The sequence below is a fragment of the Streptomyces sp. NPDC036984 genome (genome assembly GCF_055607665.1).
In genome coordinates this window covers 118143-140788 of record NZ_JBVJRL010000014.1, presented here as the reverse complement: position 1 = coordinate 140788, position 22646 = coordinate 118143, and the positions used below count along the sequence as shown (strand labels likewise).

General features: G+C 73.7%; 17 protein-coding genes. 5 read left to right on the top strand and 12 right to left on the bottom strand.

What is annotated here, in order from left to right; translation table 11 throughout:
- Positions 1 to 63: 63 nt before the first annotated feature.
- The 4 genes from ACZ7DL_RS24810 to ACZ7DL_RS24795 all read right to left on the bottom strand — a co-directional run bounded on the left by ACZ7DL_RS24810 (position 64) and on the right by ACZ7DL_RS24795 (position 5917).
- Positions 64 to 1563, bottom strand: coding sequence for an MFS transporter (locus ACZ7DL_RS24810; RefSeq protein WP_470777138.1), 1500 nt, complete (start codon positions 1561 to 1563; stop codon positions 64 to 66).
- Between the two features lie 247 nt (positions 1564 to 1810).
- Positions 1811 to 4603 (bottom strand): beta-L-arabinofuranosidase domain-containing protein, encoded by a 2793-nt coding sequence (locus ACZ7DL_RS24805; RefSeq protein ID WP_470777136.1) that lies wholly within the window; start codon positions 4601 to 4603, stop codon positions 1811 to 1813.
- A 115-nt stretch (positions 4604 to 4718) separates the two neighbouring features.
- Entirely contained in the window at positions 4719 to 5420 is a 702-nt protein-coding gene (locus ACZ7DL_RS24800) for an HAD family hydrolase (protein ID WP_470777134.1), read from the bottom strand.
- A 20-nt stretch (positions 5421 to 5440) separates the two neighbouring features.
- Positions 5441 to 5917 carry an Lrp/AsnC family transcriptional regulator gene (locus tag ACZ7DL_RS24795; protein ID WP_404066261.1) on the bottom strand — a complete coding sequence of 159 codons (477 nt, stop codon included), beginning with the start codon at positions 5915 to 5917 and terminating at the stop codon, positions 5441 to 5443.
- 229 nt (positions 5918 to 6146) lie between these two features.
- Here ACZ7DL_RS24795 and ACZ7DL_RS24790 point away from each other — a divergent pair, with 229 nt between their 5' ends.
- The gene (locus ACZ7DL_RS24790; RefSeq protein WP_470777131.1) at positions 6147 to 7637 is read left to right on the top strand and encodes an FUSC family protein; all 1491 of its coding nucleotides are present in this window, start codon (positions 6147 to 6149) and stop codon (positions 7635 to 7637) included.
- Positions 7638 to 7979: 342 nt separating this feature from the next.
- Positions 7980 to 9017 (top strand): lactonase family protein, encoded by a 1038-nt coding sequence (locus ACZ7DL_RS24785; protein WP_470777129.1) that lies wholly within the window; start codon positions 7980 to 7982, stop codon positions 9015 to 9017.
- A gap of 224 nt (positions 9018 to 9241) precedes the next feature.
- Here the strand turns inward: ACZ7DL_RS24785 and ACZ7DL_RS24780 are convergent, their stop codons facing one another.
- From ACZ7DL_RS24780 to ACZ7DL_RS24765, 4 genes are all read right to left on the bottom strand, one after another.
- Positions 9242 to 10168: a sirohydrochlorin chelatase gene (locus ACZ7DL_RS24780; protein ID WP_470777127.1), complete on the bottom strand. Its 927-nt coding sequence runs from the start codon at positions 10166 to 10168 to the stop codon at positions 9242 to 9244.
- 165 nt (positions 10169 to 10333) lie between these two features.
- Entirely contained in the window at positions 10334 to 11308 is a 975-nt protein-coding gene (locus tag ACZ7DL_RS24775; protein ID WP_470777124.1) for an N-acetylglucosamine kinase, read from the bottom strand.
- Positions 11305 to 11982, bottom strand: coding sequence for a uracil-DNA glycosylase (locus tag ACZ7DL_RS24770; protein ID WP_470777122.1), 678 nt, complete (start codon positions 11980 to 11982; stop codon positions 11305 to 11307). Before ACZ7DL_RS24770 ends, ACZ7DL_RS24775 begins: the two co-directional genes overlap by 4 nt.
- A gap of 280 nt (positions 11983 to 12262) precedes the next feature.
- Positions 12263 to 13351, bottom strand: a complete 1089-nt coding sequence (locus ACZ7DL_RS24765; protein ID WP_470777120.1) for a WD40/YVTN/BNR-like repeat-containing protein — start codon at positions 13349 to 13351, stop codon at positions 12263 to 12265.
- Positions 13352 to 13628: 277 nt separating this feature from the next.
- Between ACZ7DL_RS24765 and ACZ7DL_RS24760 the strand changes: the two genes are divergently transcribed.
- Complete coding sequence (locus ACZ7DL_RS24760; protein WP_470777119.1) at positions 13629 to 14216, top strand: Rv1733c family protein; 588 nt, start codon at positions 13629 to 13631, stop codon at positions 14214 to 14216.
- A 183-nt stretch (positions 14217 to 14399) separates the two neighbouring features.
- Here ACZ7DL_RS24760 and ACZ7DL_RS24755 read toward each other — a convergent pair whose 3' ends face one another.
- Both ACZ7DL_RS24755 and ACZ7DL_RS24750 read right to left on the bottom strand, forming a co-directional pair.
- Complete coding sequence (locus ACZ7DL_RS24755) at positions 14400 to 16427, bottom strand: HEAT repeat domain-containing protein (protein ID WP_470777117.1); 2028 nt, start codon at positions 16425 to 16427, stop codon at positions 14400 to 14402.
- 145 nt (positions 16428 to 16572) lie between these two features.
- The gene (locus tag ACZ7DL_RS24750) at positions 16573 to 18252 is read right to left on the bottom strand and encodes a DNA alkylation response protein (RefSeq protein ID WP_470777115.1); all 1680 of its coding nucleotides are present in this window, start codon (positions 18250 to 18252) and stop codon (positions 16573 to 16575) included.
- Between the two features lie 71 nt (positions 18253 to 18323).
- Between ACZ7DL_RS24750 and ACZ7DL_RS24745 the strand changes: the two genes are divergently transcribed.
- Positions 18324 to 19082: a PaaX family transcriptional regulator C-terminal domain-containing protein gene (locus ACZ7DL_RS24745; protein WP_470777114.1), complete on the top strand. Its 759-nt coding sequence runs from the start codon at positions 18324 to 18326 to the stop codon at positions 19080 to 19082.
- A gap of 61 nt (positions 19083 to 19143) precedes the next feature.
- On the opposite strand, the gene ACZ7DL_RS24740 is transcribed toward ACZ7DL_RS24745, so the two are convergent.
- The gene (locus ACZ7DL_RS24740) at positions 19144 to 19920 is read right to left on the bottom strand and encodes a pectate lyase (RefSeq protein WP_470777112.1); all 777 of its coding nucleotides are present in this window, start codon (positions 19918 to 19920) and stop codon (positions 19144 to 19146) included.
- A gap of 27 nt (positions 19921 to 19947) precedes the next feature.
- Positions 19948 to 20904 carry a pectate lyase family protein gene (locus tag ACZ7DL_RS24735; protein WP_470777110.1) on the bottom strand — a complete coding sequence of 319 codons (957 nt, stop codon included), beginning with the start codon at positions 20902 to 20904 and terminating at the stop codon, positions 19948 to 19950.
- Between the two features lie 306 nt (positions 20905 to 21210).
- On the opposite strand from ACZ7DL_RS24735, the gene ACZ7DL_RS24730 reads away from it, so the two are divergent.
- Entirely contained in the window at positions 21211 to 22524 is a 1314-nt protein-coding gene (locus ACZ7DL_RS24730) for an extracellular catalytic domain type 1 short-chain-length polyhydroxyalkanoate depolymerase (RefSeq protein WP_470777108.1), read from the top strand.
- The last annotated feature ends 122 nt before the right edge of the window (positions 22525 to 22646 follow it).

The following is a 22646-nucleotide window of genomic DNA, read 5'->3' as shown; positions in this document are numbered from 1 at the left end:
CCCGCCTCTTCGGCATACGCCCCGCCTTTCAGGGCCTGCTCCGAAAGTCGTGAGCCCCACCTCTCAGGGACTGGGCCGGACGCTCTGCTCGGCGCCGCCCTCTCCCGCACCCCGCCCGACCGTCTCCCCGGCCGTCTCCGGTTCCGGCCGCACCTGGCGTTCCCGCAGATCGGCGACCGCCAGCACGAGTGCGATCAGGATGATCCCCACGACGGTGAGCAGCCCGAGCTGGAGTGCCGCACCGGTGCTGCCGTGATTGGCGAGGTGAGCGAAGTACACCGAGCCCACGACCGCGATCCCGGCCGCCGAGCCGACGCGCTGGCCCGTCTGGAGGACGCCACCGGCCGCGCCCGCACGGTGAACGGGCACACGGGTGAGGGTGAGCGTGGTGTTCGGAGAGACCGTCAGGCCGGACCCGATGCCTCCGATGAGCAGCGGCAGCGCCGACGCCCATCCCACGTCCCGCCCGGGCACCAGCTCCACCGCCGCGACCACGCCGAGCACACCCAGCGCCACACCGGCCAGGCCGAAGACGACGACCTTGCGCCCGAAACGCATCACCAGCCGGCCTCCGGCGGCGGCCCCGACCGCCGAGGCCGCCGCGAAGGGCAGGACCGTGAGCCCCGAGGCCAGCGCGCTGTAGCCCATGCCGTTCTGGAGGTACAGGGCGTAGAGGAAGAAGACCGTGGTGAAGCCCGCGAAGTACGCGAGGCTGATCAGGGCGCCGAGCGTGAAGGAGCGCAGGGAGAACAGCGCCAGATCCACCAGCGGAGCGCGTCCGCGCAGCCCCTGCCGTTTCTCCCACGCCCAGAACGTGCCCAGCAGGATCACGGCCAGCGGCAGCAGCGCCCACTTCTCCCGTCCGGTCCACTGCTGCTCCTGCACCAGGGGCAGCATGAGGGCGAGCACACCCGAGCCGAGGAGCAGTACGCCGAACAGGTCGAACTCCTCGTGCTTTCCCGTCGCCGGGAGCCGGGGCAGCAGCCGGAGCCCCGCGACGAAGGCGGCCACCCCGATGGGCAGATTGACGAAGAACACCCAGCGCCAGCCGTCGTGGGTGCCGCCGGCATCGATCAGCAGGCCGCCCGCCAGGGGGCCCGCCGCCGTCGACACGCCGATGACCGTGCCGAGCACGCCGAAGGCCTTGGCCCGTTCGGCGCCCTGGAACATCTGCTGGATCAGCCCCGAGGTCTGCGGCGCCACCAGGCCCGCCGCCGTGCCCTGGATCAGCCGGAACACCACCAGCCAGGTGGGGCTGGCCGCGAGCCCGCACGCCAACGAGGCCACCGTGAACAGGGCGAGCCCGAACAGGAACGCCTGGCGCCGCCCGCGCATGTCGCCCAGCCGGCCTGCCGGGACCAGCGCGAGCCCGAAGGTGAGGGCGTACCCGGAGACCACCCATGACTGGGTCGCCTCCGAGGCCCCCAGCCCGCGCTCCAGCGAGGGCAGCGCCACGTTCACGATCGAGGTGTCGAGGAGCGAGATGAAACCCGCTGCCAAGCAGACCGCGAGCGCCTTCCACCGCCGCTCGTCGGGGGCGGGCCGGGCCTGAACTGTGCTCATGGGGTCACGCTATGCAGCGGTGGCCCGCTGCGCACGGTGAACCACCGTGCGTCACCCGGGAACGGCCCCTCGGAACGGCCCCTCGGAACGGCACCTCGGGACGGCACCCTGGTCGTCGCGGTGCTCTCCCGTCACGTCGCCTCCCACGGCGTCCGCCGGAACGGCGCCTTGATCGTCGCGGTGCTCTCAGGCCCCGTCACCTTCCGCGCCGTCCGCCCGGAACGGCGCCTTGGAGGCCGTGGGGCTCTCACGCCACGTAGGACGCCTTCCGCGCCGTCCGTACCACCGCCTCGCCGTCCGCCCGTCCGAGCCGCCCCTCGGCCACCCAGTCGGCCACGACCTCCCGCACCCGGGCGACCAGCGCCCCCTTGCTCCTGAACGGCGCCTTCGCCCACACGGCGTCCAGAAGTGTGGCCCCGTCGGGCCCGGCGGGATTGGCGACGCCGGAGTCGAGTCCGCCGAACACCACCCGCGGTTCGAAGCGGCGGACGTAGGCGTGCGTCGGAGCCTCGGTCCCCTCGTGGAAGGGGGCGAACTCCGTGCCGTTCAGCGTGTAGTGGAGCGGGGCGCCGGGGACCGGTGTCAGGGCCGGCAGCAGGTCGCCGGAGAGCGCCGCCCTGCCGTACAGGCCCACTTCCGGACAGGTGGTCGCGGAGCTGCGGCCGACCAGGTTGACCGGCCCGTAGAACAGGGCCTGGAGGGACGGATCGTCGGGGGTCGGCTCGGCGCGCAGCCGGAACGGCATGCTCACCCGGACCGTGTCGCCGGGCCGCCAGGTCCGGGCGAGGGTGACGTAGCTGCCGGGCACGACGGTTGCCTCCACCGCACGTCCGTTGACCGTCACCCGGAACCCCGCGGTCGCCCAGGCGGGCACCCGCAGCCGCAGCGCGAAGGCGGCGCGGCGCCCGCCGATGGTGAGCGTGCTGCCCTGCTCCGCGGGGAAGGCGGTGCGCTGGGTGACCGTGACGCCCCGCTCGGCCCAGGTGAGGGTGGAGGGGCTGTACAGGTTGACGTACAGCGCGCTGCCGTCGGCCGCGGCGAAGTACACCGAGTCCTGGTACTTCGTGGCGCTCTCCATGCCGGTGCCCTCGCAGCAGGTCGTGCCCTGCTTGGGTGTGTAGTCCCGGACATGCCCGGGCGTCAGCCCGATGAAGTAGGTGACGAGCGGTTTCTCCGCGTCCGGCTTGTCCTGCTTGCTGCCGAGCACCTGGTTGTACAGGGCACGTTCGTAGTAGTCCAGGTAGGCCGGGTCCTGCTCGTGCAGGAACAGTGCCCGGCTCAGCTTGAGCATGTTGTACGCGCAGCACGTCTCGGCCGTGGTCGCGCCGAGCGTCCCGGCGACGACGTCCCGCCCCCGCCAGAACTCGCCGGTGCTGGTGCCGCCGATGCCGTACATGCGGTGCGGTACGACCATCCGCCAGAAGTTCCTGGCGGCGGTCAGGTAGCGCTGCTCGCCGGTCGCGTCGTACAGCCGGACCAGGCCCGTGAAGATGGGGATGTGCTGGTTGGCGTGGAGTCCGTCGAGGACGTCGGTGTCCGCGGCGCACGCGTCGATCAGCCGGTCCAGGTCGAACAGCCGGGCCAGTGCCAGATGCTCGGGCTTGCCGCTGCGGTCGTGCAGATCGCAGATCGCCTCCACGATCCCGCCGTACTCGCCGCTGGAGAAGATCCCCCACATGCGCTGCAAGGTGGCCGCGGGCAGCCGGGACAGCCGCGCGTACATCCAGTCGCCCATGCCCGAGGCGAGGTCCAGCGCCCGCGCGTCACCGGTGGCGAGATGGGCGTCGAGCAGTCCGCGCAGGATCTTGTGCGCGGTGTAGTACGGCGCCCAGACCCTGGAGTAGTCGCTGCTGGTCATCGACTCCAGCAGGATGAACTGCGTCTCCGGGTAGGCCGCGAGAAAGCCGGGATGGCTGGGGCCGCCCCAGGTGCGGCGCAGGGTGGCGGTCAGGCCGCGTCCGGAGGAGTCGGCGCAGCGGGAGCCGGCCGTCTCGTCGAGCCGGTACGCCGCAAGGTCGCCCGGCCCGGCGGAGGTCTCGGCCGCGCGGACGTTCTGCAGCTCGGCGATCTCGGTGGCGCTCAGCACCCGCGACCAGATCTGGACCTCCGCCAGGCCGCCGGCGAACACCGGGTCGGCGGCGTAGTGCGAACGGCCCAGCCAGTGGTCGGCGAGGCCGCCGAGGGCCGCCGGGGTGAGCGTCATGGCGGTGTTGCGGGCCACGGCGGTGCCGTTGACGTAGAGGGTGCCGGTGCCGTCGGCGACCGTCACGGCCAGGTGGCTCCACCGGCCCAGTGGCAGCGGAGCCGTCCCGTTCAGCCCCTGCTCGCCGCCCGCGCCGGAGACGGTGACCGCGAACCTCGGCACGCCGGTGGCGTTGCGCACGGCGAGATACAGATACCGGGTGGTGTTGTCGCCGAAGTCCAGCACCCGCGCCCAGTTCGCGTCGTGCCCGGGCTTCACCCAGGCGGACAGCGTCACCGCGGCGGTGCCGCCGAGTACCCCGCCCGGCAGATCGACGTACTGGTAGGACCCGCGTACCTGCTCGACGGCCGGCCCGAAGGGCCCGTCCGCCGGCAGCACGACCGGGTCCCGGCGCAGCGCCTCCCGCACCTCGGTCAGCGCGCCGACCATGGTCCGGATCCGGTCGCCGAACACCTTCTCGCCGGTGCTCGCGTACGCCTGCGCCAGCATGGTGAGGAAGTGCCCGGTGTAGTGCCCGCGCAGATTCCCGTGGGCCTCCCCGTCCAGCCCCTCCCAGCCACCGGGCGCGACCGCTCCCCCCGTGCCCAGCCCCGCGTTGGCCCGGAAGACCTGGAGCAGCCGGTTCACGTCGTAGCCCCGGGCGTGGTCGAGCATGAGGGCCCGCTTGTCGGTGAAGAGGCCCGGGCCGAGGGTGACGTCACCCAGGGGGAACGGCCGGAGGGGGCCGGCCGGCTCGGCCGCCGCGGCCCCGCCGGCGGCGGAGACGCTCAGGCCGGTCGCCGCCGCGGTGAGCGCGGTGGCCTGGAGGAGAGTGCGTCGCGACAGGGGCGGGGCCATGGGCTCCTCGTTTCCGTTGGGCGATGTTTGATATATCGAACGTCGTTCGGTAATCGCCCAGAAGATAGAGAAGGGGTGGCGGAGCGTCAACGGTACTGACTGGTACGGGCGTTGCTCAGCGGGCCCGGGTCCGGGCCCTGTCCCGCAGCCATGCGTACGCCGACTCCGCCGTGAACTCCGCCTGCCCGCCCCGCAGCAGCACGTCCGCGGTGGTGAACTCGGGGGCGTCGGCCTGGGCGGGCACGTACGGGATCGCGATGCAGCGCATGCCCGCCGCGTGGGCGGCGGCCGCGCCGGGGGCCGCGTCCTCCAGAACCACGCAGTCGGCCGGCTCCGCACCGAGCCGGCGGGCCGCCGCCAGGAAGACGTCGGGAGCGGGCTTGCCCCGCGGGACCTCGTCGGCCGAGACCACCGTGCGCAGGAAGGCGCCCAGCCCGGTCCCCGCCAGGATCGCCTCGATGGCCTGCGAGGAGGAGCCCGAGGCGACCGCCATCGGCACCTTCTCGGCGGCCAGCAGCTCCACGAACGTGCGCATCTCCGGGTACGCGCGCGTGCCGGCGCGGGCCAGTTCCAGATAGCGGCGGTTCAGTGCGGCCAGCAGCTCCGCCACCGGCGCGCACAGGCCGTAGCGCTCCCGCCAGATCGCCACCGTCTCCTGGGTGCTGATCCCGACGTAGCCCTCGTGCTCCGCCCAGGTGAAGCTCGGGACGCCGTGCTCGGCCAGGGTCTGCCGGCTCGCCTCGTAGTAGTTCGGCTCGCTGTCCACCAGCGTTCCGTCGAGATCGAAGATGACCGAGAGGGCCCCGAGATCGCTCATGGCGTCCAGGATGCCAACGGTCAGGCGCGGGCCGCCCGGCCGACCGACTCCACCAGTGGCAGCAGCCGGAACGGGACGCGCTCGCGCAGCGCCACCTCCGTCCGGGTGCGCACCACACCCGGCAGGCTGATCAGCTTCTGGATCACATCCTCCAGATGGGCGTTGTCCCGGCCCACCACCCGGGCGAGCAGATCCCCGCCCCCGGTGATCGAGAAGGCCTCCACGATCTCCGGTACGGCGGCCAGCGCGTCGCCGACGTCGTCGAGGTGGCCCTGGGTGACCTCGATGTGCACGAACGCCAGCACCGGATGCCCCAGTGCGGCGGGGGAGAGGGAGGGGCCCGTGCCGGTGATCACCCCGTCCCGTTCCATCCGGTCCAGCCGGGCCTGGAGCGTGCCGCGCGCGACCCCGAGGATGCGGGCGTACTCGCGCACGCTGGTGCGCGGCTGCTCCAGGAGCAGCCGCAGGATGCGGGTGTCGAGTTCGTCCACGGTCATGGTCTGGCGACTGTACCAATGGCACGGCCCGATCCAGGTGCATGTGCCGTGCGACCTGGTCCGTTGGTATTCCGCTGAGCGCGGACTTCCGGCTGGTGCTGGGCCAACGGCACAGTGATTCGGGCGACACTTGAGCCAGTGACCTCGGGGATGCTCTCATGGAGAGGTCGATGGCGCTGCGGATCCCCGCGGCGCCTTTTCTGTGCCGGTGTGTCAGAGGAGGGCAGCAGTGCTGAAGAGGATGTTCGTGGCTCCGGACCCGGGGCGAGCGCGGTTGCGCTTCGCCGCGCGGGCCGTCCTCGGCATCGGGCTGGCGGTCACGGTCTGCCTCCTGGCCGGACACTCCCTCGCCGGTGCGGTCACCGGCGGCCTCGCCGCGCTGCTCGCCCTGTTCACCGTCACCGACCCGACCGTGCGCGGCCAGGCGGTCACCACCGCCCTGCTGCCCGCCGTCGGAGTGCCGGTGCTCGCCGCCGCCGCCGAACTGCACGATCACCCCGTCGCGCGCGACCTCACCTTCCTGGCCGTCGTCGGCGCCGGCGTGTACGCCCGCCGCTGGGGCCCGCGCGGCCACAGCCTCGGCGTGTTCGCCTTCATGACCTTCTTCGTCGCCCAGTTCCTGCACGCCACACCGGCCCGGCTGCCCGAGCTGTACGCCGCCGTCCTGCTCTCCGTGCTCAGCGCGGCCGCGGTGCGGTTCGGTGTGTGGTGCTATGAGCGCCGGCTCCCCCCGGCCCCCGTACCCGCCCCGCCCCCGGGAACCGGACTGGCCCGGGTGACCACGCGGCAGGCGGTCCAGGCGACCGCGGGCGCCGGGTTCGCGCTCGTCGTGGGGCAGCTGGTGTCGGGACAGCGCTGGTACTGGGCCGTCGGCGCCACCTGGTGGATCTTCGTGAACACCGCCTCCCGCGGCGAGACGCTGGTCCGTGGCTTCCGCCGGGTCCTCGGCACGGTGATCGGCATCTGCCTGGGCTTCCTCGTCACCGTCCCCGTGCACGGCGCGCCCCTCCCGACGGCCGTCCTCGTCGCGGTCGCCGTCTTCGGCATCTTCTATACGGCCGCCGTCTCCTACACCTGGATGATGCTCTGGGTGACCCTGCTCGCCGAACTCCTCTACGGCCTGCTCGGCGTCCTCAGCCCCGGACTCCTCGCGCTGCGGCTCGCAGAGACCGGCATCGGCGCGCTCGGCGCCGCGCTCGCGGTCGCGTGCGTGCTGCCGGTCACCACGCACGCCACCACCGACGCCTGGATCCAGCGGGCCCTGCGCTGCGTGCACGCCTGCACGGCCGAGGCCGCGGCCCGCCTCGCCGGCTCCGCCACGGCCGACCCCGCGCCCCGCGTGGCCGAACTGGAGCAGCTGCTCGGCCGGGTCCGGCTCTCGGTGGCCCCGCTGGTCCACCCGCTCAACCCGATGCCGGCCCGCAAGGCGCGGGCCCGCCGGGTCCTGGCCCTGCTCGACGACTGCGCCCGGGAGATCCGGGGGCTGGTGGCCGTCGCCGCCGACCCCGAGGCCTCCCACGACGCCCGGCTGGCCGCCGCCTGCTGGCGCGTGGAGGCCGCCGTCGAGGCCCTCACCGCGGGCCGCGCCGAGCCGCTGCACCGCCCCGCCGAACCGCCCGTGGAACCCGCCCTGGCCCATCTGCACGGCCTGGAGCGCGCCCTCGCCGATCTCGCCGAGCCCCTGCGCGCACCGTCGGGCTCCCGACCGGTCGGGGCCTGAAACGGAACCACACGGCTTCGTGGAGCACTGCCCGGGCTCCGTCGGGCAGTGTCGGGCACCCTTTGGGCGCTCTCCGATTTCGTGGGCTGCTGTCGCGCCTCTTCTGGGCGCCGCTCGCCTTTGTCGGGCGCTGTCCGGCCCCGCGCGGCGCTGTCCGGCCCCTTAGGCGTGCTGCCCTCCGTGGGGCACTGTCCGGCCTCCGTGGGCGTTGTCCGGCCGCCGAGGGGCACTGCGCGGAATGAACTGTCCTGCCACGCATGCTCCTTGGTCTAGACCTCGGCTGACCGACTGCTACCGTCGGGCCCGGACTGGCTCGACTGGCTCGACCGAGAGGGGACAGCGGTGGCACGGGACGGCAGGACGGGCAGGCGCCGGGCGTACATCGGGTCGTTCACGGCGGCGGGCGGCCCCGGACTGGTGACCGCGGAGGTCGCGCCGGACAGCGGTGCCCTCGCTCTCGTCTCCGCCGTGAACGACGTGCCCGACCCCTCCTACCTGGCCCTGTCGCCGGACGGGCACACGCTCTACGCGGTCAGCGAGACGGCCGAGGGAGCCGTCGCCGCCTACCGCGTCACCGGTGACCGGCCGGTATCCGCCGGTGCGCCCGTCCGGGTGGACGGCAGCGGTCCCACCCACCTCAGCCTCCACGCCGGGCATGTGCTGACCGCCAACTACGGCTGCGGCAGCGTCACGGTGGTACCCCTGCGCCCGGACGGCGCCCTCGCCGCCAAGCCCTCGGGACGGCTGCAGCACACCGGCTCCGGACCGCACGACCGGCGCCAGCGCGGCCCGCACGCCCATCAGGTGCAGCCCGACCCCAGCGGCCGGTGGGCCGTCAGCGTGGATCTCGGCACGGACTCGGTGCGAGTCTGCACCCTCGCGTACGGCAGCCTCGCCCTGCACCGCGAGATCGCCCTGCGCCCCGGCTCCGGCCCCCGCCACCTGGCCTTTCATCCGGACGGCGAGCACGCCTACGTGGTCAACGAGCTGACCCCCACCGTGACCGTGTGCCGCTGGGACGCCGACGGCGGCTCCCTGCGGCCGCTGACCGAGGTTCCCGTGCTGCGCGGCGCACCGGCCGGCGACGCCTACCCCTCGGGGATCGTCGTCTCGCCCGACGGCCGTTTCGTGTGGACCGCGACCCGCGGCGAGGACGTCCTGTCGGTCCTCGCCGTCGAGGCGGACGGGCTCCGGCTGACCGGTACGGTGCCCTGCGGCGGACGCTGGCCGCGCGCCCTGGCCCAGCACGACGGCTTCCTCTACGCGGCCAACGAGCGCTCCGGAGACATCGCCTGGTTCGCCGTGGACGAGGCGACGGGCGTACCCCGCTACGACGGGTCCGTGCGGGTGGCCGCGGCCTCCTGCGTCGTCTTCGGCTGAGCAGGGGGCAGGCTGGACGAGAGGGTTCGGCGAGGCGGGGCGGCAAGGCGCGGCGGCAAGGCGGGGTGGTTCGGCGAGGCGGGGCGGCAGCGGCGGCAAGGCGGGGTGGTTCGGCAAGGCGGGGCGGCAGCGGCGGCAAGGCGGGGTGGTTCGGCAAGGCGGCGCGGCAAGGCGAAGGGCCCGCCCCGGACGGGAGCGGGCCCTGTGTCGTACAGATGCCGGGGTCAGCGGACCGGTGTGCCCTGCGGCTGCTGCGGGGCGATGCCCAGCGCCGTCGTGTACTTGGCGAGGGCGAGCTTGCCGATCGCCGGGTAGGCACCGAGTGCCTCGGCCGTGGAGCAGCCCGCCTCCTCCGCCGCGGCGGCCAGCAGCGCCGGCTCGATCTCCGGGCCGATCAGGTACGGCGCCAGCGCCAGCTGATGCGAGCCGGAGGAACGCAGCTGCTCGGCCACCGAGGAGATGGAACCCTCCTGGTCCAGGGCCGCCGCCATCACCGGCACGGCCAGGCGCGCGGCGAGCAGCATGCCGGTGATACCGGCCGCCTGCACGGCCTCCTCGCCGCCCACGGAGGCCAGGATGATGCCGTCCGCGGCGGTGGCCACGGTGAACAGCCGGGCGCGGTCGGCGCGGGCCAGACCCGCCTCGGACAGCCGCACGTGCAGCGCCTCGGCGAGCAGCGGGTGCGGACCGAGGACATCGGTCAGGTCGGCGGCGACCCGGCTCTCCATGACGGCATGACGGATCTGACGCAGCAGCGCGCTGTCCGGACCGGCCAGCAGCGGGACGACGACGGCGACCGGGCCGTCGGGCTCCTTGACTCCCTCGACCCCGGCGGCGACGGCCAGCTCGTAGCGGGCGGCGCGCTCCTCGGCGGTACGCGCCAGCACAGAGCGGAGCGAGGGGAACTCGGTGTCGTCCCCGTCCAGGAACCCGATCCGGGCGTCCAGGCCGGGCAGCTCGGAGCGGGCGATGCTCACGACCTCCTCGGCGAGGCTACGCGTGCCGGCGCTGGGCGCGCCGGGCACCGCGAGGACGAGCGCGGGCGCGCCCTCGGGAGCCACCAGCGGTTCCGGACGGCGGTGCCGTCCGGGCTGGCGGGGTCGCGGCATTCGTACGGGCAGGCCGGACGCGGGTCCAGTGGGGGAGCTCATGGCGCCGCATGTTACTGGTTTCATGGGCTCCGACGTTCGGGGAGGGTGCAGGTGAGCGGTATCCGTCCGGTTTTGTCTGATGAGTTACGCACGGATGACACGCGTTGCGGGCATATGCCACGCGCATAGGCCGGGAACCGTGACGGAACCGCTGGTGCGGGGCGGTCAATCGCCCACGATGCGGAACACGCACAGCATCGCCGGTTCACCCGGCAGGGTGAGCCGCCCCGCCGCCAGATCGCTCGCGATCCGAACGGAACCGTGCAGCGGATCCCCCTCGGCCGGCACCTGCCGGGCATGCGGCAGCCTGCGCGCCAGCTCCTCGCGCACGGGTACGAGCAGGGGGTCGCCCATCTTGAACAGGCCGCCGGTGAGCGCCACTTCGGGCGCGCCGTCCGCCGGGCACACGGCGGCGGCGGAGTCCGCCATGTGCCGGGCCGCGGCGCGCAGGATGCCCGCGGCGACCGGGTCGTGCGCGGCGCACGCGGCCACCCCGGGCGCGAAGGAGGCCAGTACGGCGGCCCGGTCGGTGCGCGGGTAGAGCAGCCCGGGCAGTCCGCGCACCGGGCCGAACTGCTCCTCGGCGCGGGCCAGCAGGGGTGCGGAGCCCCCGTCCCGGCCGTCGTGGGCGCGCAGTGCCGCCTCCAGACCGGCCCGGCCGATCCAGGCACCGCTGCCGCAGTCGCCCAGCAGATGCCCCCAGCCGTCGGCCCGCCGCCAGCCCGACAGGTCCGTGCCGACCGCGATCAGCCCGGTGCCGGCGGCGAGGACGGCGCCCGGACGCGGCCCGAGGGCACCGGCGTACGCGGTGACGGCGTCGGCGGCGAGCGCCACGTTCCGCACGCCCAGCTCCCGGGCCAGGGCGCCGGGCAGTTCGGCGCGCAGAGCCTCGCCCAGGGTGGCGAACCCGGCGGCGCCGACGACGGCCGTGCCCAGCCCCTCCACCTCCGCCTCGGCGGTCAGCGCACGGGCCGCCGGGACGAGTTGTTCCATCAGGTGGGCGGGGTCGATGCCCCGCGCACCCGTGCGGACCGGTACCCGGATCTCCCGCTCGGCGGAGGGCTCCCGCCCCGGGACTCCGACGGCGACCCGGAGGCCGGAGCCGCCGGAGTCCACGGCGAGATACCCGGGAACGGTCACGGCAGACGCCAGTCCACCGGCTGTCCGCCCTGCTGGATGAGCAGGTCGTTGGCCCGGCTGAACGGGCGCGAGCCGAAGAACCCGCGGTCGGCCGACATGGGCGAGGGGTGCGCCGACTCCACCGCCGGAAGACTGCCCAGCAGCGGACGGAGGTTGCGGGCGTCACGGCCCCACAGGATGGACACCAGCGGCTTGCCGCGCGCCGCCAGGGCCCGGATCGCCTGCTCGGTGACCTCCTCCCAGCCCTTGCCGCGATGTGCGCCGGGTTTGCGCGGCGCGGTGGTCAGCGCCCTGTTGAGCAGCAGCACGCCCTGCTGGGTCCACGGTGTGAGGTCGCCGGTGGACGGCTGCGGCAGCCCCAGGTCGTCGTTCAGCTCGCGGAAGATGTTGATCAGGCTGGGCGGCAGCGGGCGCACCTCGGGTCCGACGGAGAACGACAGGCCCACCGCGTGCCCCGGAGTCGGGTACGGGTCCTGACCTACGATCAGGACCCGTACCTCGTCGAAGGGTTGCTGGAAGGCCCGCAGGACGTTCGGTCCGGCCGGGAGGTAGGTGCGTCCCGCGGCGATCTCCGCGCGCAGGAAGTCGCCCATCTCGGCGATGCGTCCGGCGACGGGCTCCAGGGCGCTCGCCCAGCCCGCTTCGACGATTTCATGCAGGGGTTTCGGTGCCACGGGCGTCACCCTACTGCCGCACACCCATCGGCGATCAACCGATGGCCGGAGCACGACGGGGAGGCGTCTCACCGCCCGGGCCGCTCGCCGGGCCGTCTGCCGGCGGGCCTGTGCGCTTGTCTGTCCGCCTGTATCCCTGTGTCCCCGTGGCCCTGTGTGCGTGGCCGCGACCCGTCCGCTTGTCTGGCTGCGGGCCTCCGCCTGTCCTCTCTGCCTTGGCGCCTGCCTGCCGTGGCGCCCGTCGGCTGTCCGCCTGTCTGTCGCCGGCCCGTGCGTGTGGTCAGCCGACCACCGCCGCCCGCACGCACAGCACGTCCGGCAGGTGCGCGGCCAGCAGCTGCCAGCTGTCCCCGTCGTCCGCCGACGCGAACACCTCGCCGTTGCGGTTGCCGAAGTACACCCCGGCGGGGTCGCGGTCGTCCGTGCACAGGGCGTCCCGCAGGACCGTGCCGTAGTGGGCCTCCTCCGGCAGCCCCTCGGACAGCGGCTCCCAGGTGGCGCCCGCGTCCTGCGTGCGGAAGACCCGGCAGCGGTGCCCGGCCGGCACCCGGTCCGCGTCGGCGTTGATCGGGAAGACGTACACCGTGCCGGGCCGGCGCGGATGCGTGGCCGCGGCGAAGCCGAACGTCGACGGCAGGCCCTCGCCGATGTCCGTCCAGTGCGCGCCCGCGTCGTCGCTGCGGTACACCCCCCAGTGGTTCTGGAGGTACAAGCGGTCGGGGTTGCCCGAATCTCTGGCGATCTTGTGCACGCACTGGCCGAACTCCGGGTCCGGATCCGGCAGGAACACCGCGGACACCCCGGAGTTGGACGGCGACCAGCTCGCGCCGCCGTCGGTCGTGCGGAACACCCCCGCCGCGGAGACGGCCACCGTCACGGCACGCGGATCGCGCGCGTCGGTGAGCACCGTGTGCAGGCCCTCACCGCCTCCGCCGGGCACCCACTGGGAACGGGTCGGGTGCTCCCACAGCGGCCGGACCAGCTCGAAGTGCTCGCCGCGGTCCGCCGAGCGGTACAGCGCGGCCGGTTCCGTGCCCGCGTACACCACGTCCGGCTCCGCGGCGGACGGGTGCAGCTGCCAGACGCGCTCCAGGGAAGCGCCGGTGTCCTTCGGGAACCTGACGGCGGGCTGGGACGGTTCGGTCCAGGTGCGGCCGAGGTCGTCGGAGTGGAACACCGACGGGCCCCAGTGCGCGCTGTCACCGCCGGCCAGCAGCCGGGGCCGCGGGCCCCGGGTGTCGATCGCGACCGAGTAGACCGCCTGCGCGTTGAAATACGGACTCTCGTCGAACCGCCAGGGGCCGCTGCCCCGCTGCCGCCCGATGAACAGGCCTTTGCGGGTGCCCACTGCGAGCAGTACCTCGGCCATGCCGATCACCTCCGGGACGCCTTCGTCCGGGTAGTCGTCAGATACCGGCCAGTCTGCACCCCACCACTGACACTCTCCCCCGAAGCGCGCTTCCGCGCAGGTCACAGCCTGTGTCGTCGGCATGCGGCGAGATCGGCGGGGTGCGTTGCGGCATGTGCCTGCGCGAGAGGCATGTCTCGTGCGACCGTCGGGGAGACGGCTCGTCGTGAGCAGCGGAGCGATCTCTCCCGTATGGGAGGGCGGTCCGGCCGGTCGGTGCGCTCGTGAGGAGGATGCCTTGAAGGCGATCCGTGGTCCGAAGGTGTGGCTGTGGCGCTGGCGGCGGAACCCGCTCAAACGCCGGGCCGACGTGGTGGAGGCATGGGTGCTGCTCGGCGCCTTTGCACTGACCGTCCTGGCCGGAGTGCTGGCCGGCCTTCTGGCAGCCCGCTCGGTGGAGCACGGACTCGCCGGCGAACGGGCCGGCCGGCGGCCCGCCGTCGCCCGGGTCGTCGCGCAGGTGACGGGGTCGTCCCGCGCCCACCGCGGCCAGGCCTCCTCCGGCGAACGGGTCTGGGTGAAGGTCCGCTGGATGGTGTCCGACGGCTCGGTCCGCACCGGCCGGATCCGGGTGGAACCCGGCAGCAAGCCCGATACGCCGGTCACCGTCTGGACCGATCCGCAGGGCCACCTCGTCGCTCGTCCCGCGACGGCCTCCGAAGCGGCTTTCCGGGCCGCGCTGATCGGCACCCTGGTCGGCGTGAGCGCCGCCGCCGTCCCGTTCGTCGGCGGCCTCGCCGTGCGGGGCCGCCTGGAACGCCGGCGCATGGACGCCTGGGACACGGAGTGGGCCCGACTCGGCCCACAGTGGGGACGCATGGTCTGAGCATCCGCCCCCACCGGGCGGCGCCGACCGCAGCCGCTGAAGTGCGGCTCTCGGACGGCCTGCGGCACCGGGCGGTCGCCGGTCGGAGGGACCGGCGGATCCGGCCCCGGCCCATCGGCACCTGTGTGGCCGGGCGGGCGCGGACCCGATGAGCCGGGGCGGGTCGGGTCTCCCATGCCCTCGCTAGAGCCCCGCCAGCACCTCCCGGCACAGCCTGAGCAGTTCCTCGTCGGTTCGGATGTCACGGCTGCCGTACGCGCCCGCGCGGGCCGTGTGGCGGCGTGGGCGGGTCAGTTCCACGGTGACCAGGTCGCGTAACGGCGCGGCGGCCGGGCCCATCGTGAGCAGGCAGCGGGCGATGGGCACGCGGGTGCGCGGGTCCGCCGCCCAGGCGGCCTGGAACACGGGCCGGACCGGGTCGGGATCCCCGGCGACGCGCCACAGCGCGCACGCGGCCGGTATCCGCTCCCGCACCGGCCCCGACCGGGCGAGCCGGTGCAGCTCGGGCAGCGCGGGGCGGGCGGCGGGACCGAGCCTGCCGAGCTGAGCGGCGGCGCGGCGGCGGGCGCCGGGAGCGGCCTGTGTCAACTCGCGCAGCAGGACGGGCAGTATGGCGGCGGCGTCCCCGTCCGCCGACCACAGCGCGCCCGCCGCGATGGCCGCGTGCCGGGTGTGCAGCAGCGAGCGCAGCAGCGGTGTCGCCGGTGCGGCGGCGCCCAGCTCCTCCAGCGTCTCGATCACCTGACCGGCGACCGCCTCCCGCGCACCCAGGCCGTCGGGAGCGCCCGTGAGCAGCCGGAGCAGCTCCGGAACGGCGTCCGTGTCCCCGACGGCCCTGATCGCCGACAGCAGGGGGGCGGCGAGGCTCGACGCGGCGGGGGAGGTGAGCGGTGTCCGGCCCAGCCGGTGGCGTAACGCGGGAGCCAGCGGGGCGGCGGCCCGGCCGAGGTGCGCGACTTCGCAGCCCAGCCCGACCGGCGCGGCCGGGCCGGCCAGCAGCTGGGCGAGGGCCGGGACCGCACGGGGATCGCCGCTGCGGGCCAGCGCCTTGAGAGGACCGCCCAGCGTGGGCGGGCAGCGCTCCCAGCGGTGGGTCCACAGGTCGGGCCGGGCGGACACCAGCGCGTGCAGGTCGTCCGCGGCGGGCGCGGCCAGGGCGAACAGCTCCGCCAGCGCCGAGACCGCCGCGTCCCGTAACCGGTCCTGGTCGGTGCCGAGCTGCGCGCCGATGAGCCGCACAGGATCGTCGTACTCCCCGCGCCAGCCGCGGAACAGCCCCGCCGACATCCACACGGCATTGCACCGGTCCACCGGGTCCGGACTGGTCAACTGCCCGGTGAGCAGGGCGATCCGGTCGGCCACCCGGTCGCCGAGCGCGCTGTGCAGGGTGCGCAGCAGCACCGCGCCCTCCTCGTCGGAGGGGCGCAGCCGCCGTATCCGGCCCACCAGGGTGTCCGTGCCGCACGGGTCCTGCGCGCGGATGCGGCGCGCCGACCGCTCCCTCAGCAGCCGGACCGCGGTCGGCACCAGGTCGGCGGGCAGCCGACCGGGCGCGTGGAGCGCGAGCCGGCCGAGGGCCGCGAGCCGCAGCCCCGGCGCGTACGGCGGCGCGCTGTGTTCGGTCAGGAGGTCCACCGCGCCGTCGGCGTGCGCGGGGTACCGGTGCGCGAACAGGCCGAGCGCCTCGGTGAGGGCCAGCAGCACGCGGCCGTCCCGCTCGGCCCGCAGGCGTTGCCGCAGCAGTTCCAGCACCCGCACGGGCTCGTCCAGGAACCGCACCAGGGCCCCGGCCGCCGCCTGGCGCACCGCGGGGTCCGGGTCCCCGGCGAGGGCGGCGAAAGCCTCGGCGCCCGCACACACCGCCGCCCGTGCCTCCCGGTCCGGCTCCGCGCCCGCCGCCGCACCCGCCCCCTGTCCCGGCTCCGCGCGCTCCGTGCCCTCGCCGCCGATGCTGACCAGCAGCTCCACGATGCAGCCCCGGTCGGGCAGCTCCTCGCGGGCCGCGAGCGCGAACAGGAAGGGCACGCAGGCCAGCGTCGAGTCGTACACCCTCCCCTGGTGGTGCACCGCGCCGTACATCCCGTCGAGCGCGGTCGTCCGCTCGGCGGTGTCCGTGGACGCCAGCGCCCGTAACCAACCGGGCACGTCCTCCGCACTGCCGTACGCGTGCCGCAGCGAGGCCCAGTCGACCTCGTCGATCCCCGTGAACACGTTGTCCTCCCCAGGCGAGTGCCACCTGATCGCGAGTGTGCACCACGGCACTGACAACGGTCCGGAAGCGGATCCTGACTGTGTGCGATCCGTCGGCGGTCACCGGCCACGGGACGCGGTGGCCGGCACACGCGCGTGGGAGGGGTCAGTTCCGGCCGGGCAGGGCGCGTTCGAGGATGGCGCCGAGGTCGGTGCCGGCCGGCAGGGTGCCGAACGAGTGACCCCAGTCGCCACCCAGCCGGGTCGCGCAGAAGGCGTCCGCGACCGGGTGCGGAGCGTGCCGGACGAGCAGCGACGCCTGGAGCGCGAGTGCCATCCGCTCGACCAGCCGACGGGCGCCCACCTGATCGGTTTCGGCCAACTGGTCCCTGAGCGCGGCCACGGTCGCGTCCAGCCGGGCGTCCGCCCCGCGCGCGAGGGCGAGCTCGGCGAACAGGGCCTCGGCCGTGTCCGTTTCGCGGCCGAGCGCGCGCAGCACGTCGAGCGCGTTGACGTTCCCGGAGCCCTCCCAGATCGACAGCAGCGGGGCCTCCCGGTAGTGCCGGGGCATCCCGGACTCCTCGACGTACCCGTTGCCACCCAGGCATTCCAGGGCCTCGGCGGTGAAGGCCGGCCCCCGCTTGGTGACCCAGTACTTGCCGACGGCGGTGGCGATGCGCCGGAAGGCCCGCTCCCCGGCGTCCCCGCGCACCGCGCGGTCCGCCGCGCCGGCGAGCCGCAGTGTGAGCGTCGTCGCCGCCTCCGACTCCAGCGCGAGATCGGCCAGGACGTTGCGCATCAGCGGCTGGTCGATCAGCCGCGCGCCGAACGCGCTGCGGTGCCGGGCGTGGTGCCCCGCCTCGACCAGCGTCTTCCGCATCAGGGCCGCCGAGGACATCACACAGTCCAGCCGGGTGCAGTTGACCATCTCGATGATGGTCTTCACGCCCCGCCCCTCCGGCCCCACCAGCCAGGCCACGGTCCCGTCGAACTCCGGCTCCGAGGAGGCGTTGGACCGGTTGCCCAGCTTGTCCTTCAGCCGCTGGATCCGGAAGGTGTTGCGGCTGCCGTCCGGCAGGACGCGCGGCACCAGGAAGCACGACAGCCCGCCCGGGGCCTGCGCGAGCACCAGGAAGACGTCGCACATCGGCGCCGACGTGAACCACTTGTGCCCGCGCAGGGTGTACACGCCCGCCTCGCCGGTGGGCGTGGCCGCGGTGGTGTTCGTCCGGACGTCGGAGCCGCCCTGTTTCTCGGTCATGCCCATCCCGGCGAGCAGCCCCGGCTTCTCCGTCGGGACGCGCAGCTCGGGGTCGTACTCCCGGCTGGTGAGCAGCGGCTCGTAGACCTTGGCGAGATCCGGTTGTGCGCGCAGGGCGGGTACGGCGGCGTAGGTCATGGAGGTGGGGCAGCCGTGCCCGGCCTCCGTGTGGCCCCAGACGAGGCCGCCCGCGGTCCGGGCCACATGCGCGCCCGGCCGGTCGTCGGCCCACGGGGCGCCCGCCAGACCCTCGGCGACCGCCGTCCGCATCAGGTGGTGCCAGCTGGGGTGGAACTCCACCTCGTCCACGCGACGGCCGTAGCGGTCGTGGGTGCGCAGCACCGGCTCGTGCCGGTTCGCCAGTTCGCCCCACTCCTGGGCCTCCGCGCTGCCGGCGCGCGCCCCCAGCCGCCGGACGTCCTCCTCGGCCCACCCGGCACCCTCCCGGCGCAGCCCCTCCAGCAGCGCCGCGTCCTCGGAGGCGTCGTACGGCGCGAGCGGCGGGGCCTGGTTGGTGACGTCGTGCGTGGCGTACGACGACTGGGACGGCGACGACAGCTGCGGCTGCGCGGTAATCGAGACCATACGAGCATGTTGCACTCTCCCTGCGGCCGTAGCAATGATGCAACAAGAACGCGCACGTACAGTACGGCTCCATGCGCATGAACGTCCCCGCACAGCCCGAGGCGGCCGGCCTGCGACCGCTGTCCGCCCGGTCGGTCGTGCTGAGCCTGCTCCTCGGCGCGCATCCGCCCGAGCTGCCGGTGAAGGACCTGGTCCGGCTGGTGGAGCCGTTCGGGGTCGGCGGCTCCACCCTGCGGGCCGCGCTGAGCCGGATGGTGGCCGCCGGCGACCTCCGGCGCACCGACGCCGTCTACCGGCTCAGCGAGCGGCTGCTCGCCCGGCAGCGTCGCCAGGACGACGCCGTGCACCCCCGCACGCGCGCGTGGGAGGGCGACTGGGAGATGGTGGTGATCACTGCGACCGGCCGCGGCCCCGCCGAGCGCGCCGACCTGCGCGCCCGGCTGACCGCCCTGCGCCTGGCCGAACTCCGCGAGGGCGTGTGGCTGCGCCCGGCCAACCTCGACCGTCCGCTGCCGGCCGGCCTGCACCGGGTGGCCCTGACGTACACCGCCCGCCCCGACGAGCCCCCGCGCGACCTGGCGGCCCGGCTCTGGCCGCTGGCCGACTGGGCGGCCACCGCCCGCTCCCTGCTCGCCCACGCGACCGGAGCCCACCACCCGGCCGGCCGGCTCACGGCCTACGCGGCGGCCGTACGCCACCTGCTCACCGACCCCGTGCTGCCACCCGTGCTGCTGCCCGCCGACTGGCCCGGGGAGGCCCTGCGCACGGCCTACGCCGGCTACCGGCGCGAACTCGCCGCGGCGCTGGGGCCGCCGGAGGAGGAGCGCTGACCGCACGGCCCTCCGGGAGCGGCGGCGCGAGGGAGGCCGCTCCCGGGTGCTCAGCCGGTGCTCACTTGTAGGTGAGGTCCGAGCCGGAGTACTTGCAGTACGTGCCGTCCGGGCCCGATCCGTTGGTGGTCGGCTCCGCGCCGGTGTTGTTGCCGATGTACTTCTGGCACGGAACGATCTTCTTGCTGGTGTCCCCGATGATGGTGACGTTCCGCAGGGTCGCGCTGTCGCCGTAGTTGGTGTTGATGCCGACGAGCTTGCTGCCCTTGTAGGTGGCCTCGATGCCGCTGAGGTTGATCGTCCGCTTGTACTGCGTCTTGCAGTTGCCGCAGGAGCGGGCGAACGTGCCGAAGTTCTTCACCGCGAAGCCGGAGACGTTCAGCGTGCCGGCGCCGTTGAACTGGAACACCTTGTCGCCGGCCTCCTTCGCCCCGCCGCCGCTGACGGTGTAGACGTTGGACGAGGAGGAGCCGAGGAAGGTGGCCGCGTCCTCGCCGACGTCCTCCCACCACACGTTCTGGAGCGTGCAGCTGCCGAGACAGTGGATGCCGTCCGCTGCGGGGGAGCCGATGATGACGTTCTTGAGGACCGTGCCGGGGGCGAGTTCCAGGATGGGGCCCTGATCCTCGTCCTGGCTGTCGCTGCCGAGGTCGCCGGTGCCGTAGAGCCGCTTCATCCCGTAGTCCTTGGTGCCGGACACGGAGATGGTGGCGGAGACCGCCTGGCTGCCGTTGGGCGTCGGCCAGGTGGCCGCGCCCGCCGGCCCGCTCGACGTCATGATCATGCCAAGCGTGAGTCCGAAGGTGGCGAGGCCGCCCAGCAGAGTGCGTGAGGTCATGTCCCGATGCCCTTCGCTGAGTGGGGGTCAGATCTTTCCCGCGCCCGCGCCCGACGTCACCGAGGCGACGACACCGGAGGCGGGTTCGGCCGTGTAGCCGTACGGCGGGGTGGTGAAGCTGCCGACCTGCGAGATCTCGGTGGCGGCTCCGCCGAGGTCGTTGCCGCGCAGGTTGGCGTATCCGTCCACGTCGCTGTCCCGGCTGGTGGTGACGGCGACCTGGGTGCCGCGGAAGACGTTGTTCTCGACGAGCATCTGCGCGCCCATGCGGGAGTGCACGGCGGTCGCGGCGCCGACGACGTAGTTGTCGTAGAAGTGCCCGGTGCCGAAACGCAGGCTGGGGATGCGGGAGTTGACGTTGTCGAACCAGTTGTGGTGGTACGTCACCCGCAGGTGCCCGGTGTCCTCGCTCGCGTTGTTGTCGCTGTGCCCGACCAGCGAGCCCTTGTAGTGGTCCTTGAAGACGTTCCAGGACACCGTGACGTGGTCGGAGGCGTGGGTGATGTCGACCAGGCCGTCGTAGTAGTCCTTGCCGTGATCGCGGTCCGAGGACAGGGAGTTGTGGTCGATCCAGACCTTCGTGGAGCCCTGCACGGTGATCGCGTCCGTCTTGACGGCCTTGCTGATGTTCAGATTGCGCAGGACGACGTTGCCGACGTTCTTCAGGCGCAGTCCGCCGCCGGTGAAGCCGGAGGACGAACCGACGCCCAGCACGGTGGTGTTGGAGCCGATGTCGACCTGTCCGCTCAGCGTGATCAGGCCGCTCACCTTCACCACCTTCGCCGAACTGCCGGTCACGGCCGCCTTGAAGGCGTCCAGGGTGGAGACGGTCACCGCCGAAGCGCTGCCGCCGCCGGTCGCCCCGGCGCCGAAGCCGACCGGGGCCGAGTCGGCCGCGCCGGCCGGCTGCGGTAAGGCGAGTACGGCGGCGGTCGCCAGCGCCGCGGCTGTACCTGCCGCGGCTGAAAGTCCTCGTACCTGCATGCGAGTGCGTCCCTTCTCTGTGGGGGGAGGGGTTATGTACGTGAACTACGCACTTCATGTGGAACGCATGTGGGGGGTTTGTGGCCGAGAGGGTCCACTCGGGAGCCATTCGGTCACGCTGATGAACGGACCGTAGAGCGCAAGCGCTTTCTAGTCAACCTGTCACGCAGAGCCGTTCCGGGTCGTGAGAAGTGGCGTGGGAGCGCTTCCATGGATTGCGTGCGCATGCCACGATGCCCGTTGTTCCCCGCACGATGCGCACCCAGCACGCCCCCGCACGAGTCGCGATCAGAAGGGACAAGAGACGTGCCCCCCACGCCGCACCGCTCAAGAGTCAGCCTTCACAAGGCACTTGTCGCCGTCCTGGGCGCCCTGCTGCCGCTCCTCGCGGCACTGGCCCTCGCCGCGCCCCCGGCAGCGGCCCGGGCGGAGGCCGTCCCCACGGCCACCCTCACCGAGGTCACCGGCTTCGGCACCAACCCCAGCAATCTCCAGATGTACCTCTACGTACCGGGCAACGTCAGCGCGCACCCGCCGGTCGTGGTGGCCGTGCACTGGTGCGGCGGCTCCGCCTCCGCGATGTACTCCGGCACCGAATGGGCCTCGCTGGCCGACCAGTACGGGTTCGTCGTCGTGTACCCGTCGGTGACCCGCGCCGGCAAGTGCTTCGACGTCTCCTCCCCGCAGGCGCTCCACCGCGACGGCGGCAGCGACCCGGTCGGCATCCGGTCCATGGTCGACTGGACGACCCGTACCTACGCGGCCGACACCGGCCGGATCTTCGTCACCGGCATCTCCTCCGGCGCGATGATGACCAACGTCCTGCTCGGCGACTACCCGGACGTGTTCGCCGCGGGAGCGGCCTTCTCCGGTGTCCCCTTCGGCTGCTTCGCCACCACCGACGGCTCGGAGTGGAACAGCGCCTGCTCCGCCGGCACCGTCACCCACACCCCGCAGGAGTGGGGCGGCCTGGTGCGCAGCGCCTACCCCGGCTACACCGGTCCGCGCCCGCGCATGCAGCTGTGGCACGGCACCGAGGACGACACCCTGCGCTACCCCAACTTCGGGGAGGAGATCAAGCAGTGGACGAACGTGCTGGGCCTGAGCCAGACCCCCGCCGCCACCGACACCCCCGTCTCCGGCTGGACCCGCACCCGATACGGCGCCACCGGTGACCGGGCTCCCGTCGAGGCGATCAGCCTCCAGGGCGTCGGCCACAACCTCTACAGCCGGGGCATGGCCTCCCGGGCCCTCGCCTTCTTCGGTGTCGACGGCGGCGGCACCCCACCGCAGCCTCCCGCCGACACCTGCAAGGTGACGGTCGCCGTCAACGCCTGGAGTACCGGGCTGACCGCCTCCGTGACCGTCACCAACACCGGCAGGACCGCGGTGAACGGCTGGAGACTCGGCTTCACCCTGCCGGCCGGCCAGACCATCACCAACGGCTGGAACGCCACCTACACCCCCCGCTCCGGCGCGGTGACGGCGACGAACGCCTCGTACAACGCCACCATCGCGCCCGGCGCCGGCGTGACCATCGGCTACCAGGCCACACACACCGGCGACACAGCGGCACCGGCCGCGTTCAGCCTCAACGGCACTGCCTGCACGGCCGGTTGAGGGACGGGTGCGGGGTGCACACCGGCCCACCAGGGCCCGTCCGGTGTGCACCCCACCGCACAGCCCCGCGCCCGCTGTCTCCGCGACCGCAACGCCGCTGACGGATCGGCCGGCCCCGCACC

Bases quoted from the DNA above. Each gene is read 5' to 3' on its own strand.
- ACZ7DL_RS24795 (WP_404066261.1), bottom strand. From the start codon at position 5,917: ATGACCGTGGACGAACTCGACACCCGCATCCTGCGGCTGCTCCTGGAG.
- ACZ7DL_RS24810 (WP_470777138.1), bottom strand. From the start codon at position 1,563: ATGAGCACAGTTCAGGCCCGGCCCGCCCCCGACGAGCGGCGGTGGAAG.
- ACZ7DL_RS24780 (WP_470777127.1), bottom strand. From the start codon at position 10,168: ATGAGCTCCCCCACTGGACCCGCGTCCGGCCTGCCCGTACGAATGCCG.
- ACZ7DL_RS24805 (WP_470777136.1), bottom strand. From the start codon at position 4,603: ATGGCCCCGCCCCTGTCGCGACGCACTCTCCTCCAGGCCACCGCGCTC.
- ACZ7DL_RS24735 (WP_470777110.1), bottom strand. From the start codon at position 20,904: ATGCAGGTACGAGGACTTTCAGCCGCGGCAGGTACAGCCGCGGCGCTG.
- ACZ7DL_RS24740 (WP_470777112.1), bottom strand. From the start codon at position 19,920: ATGACCTCACGCACTCTGCTGGGCGGCCTCGCCACCTTCGGACTCACG.
- ACZ7DL_RS24765 (WP_470777120.1), bottom strand. From the start codon at position 13,351: ATGGCCGAGGTACTGCTCGCAGTGGGCACCCGCAAAGGCCTGTTCATC.
- ACZ7DL_RS24750 (WP_470777115.1), bottom strand. From the start codon at position 18,252: ATGGTCTCGATTACCGCGCAGCCGCAGCTGTCGTCGCCGTCCCAGTCG.
- ACZ7DL_RS24745 (WP_470777114.1), top strand. From the start codon at position 18,324: ATGCGCATGAACGTCCCCGCACAGCCCGAGGCGGCCGGCCTGCGACCG.
- ACZ7DL_RS24800 (WP_470777134.1), bottom strand. From the start codon at position 5,420: ATGAGCGATCTCGGGGCCCTCTCGGTCATCTTCGATCTCGACGGAACG.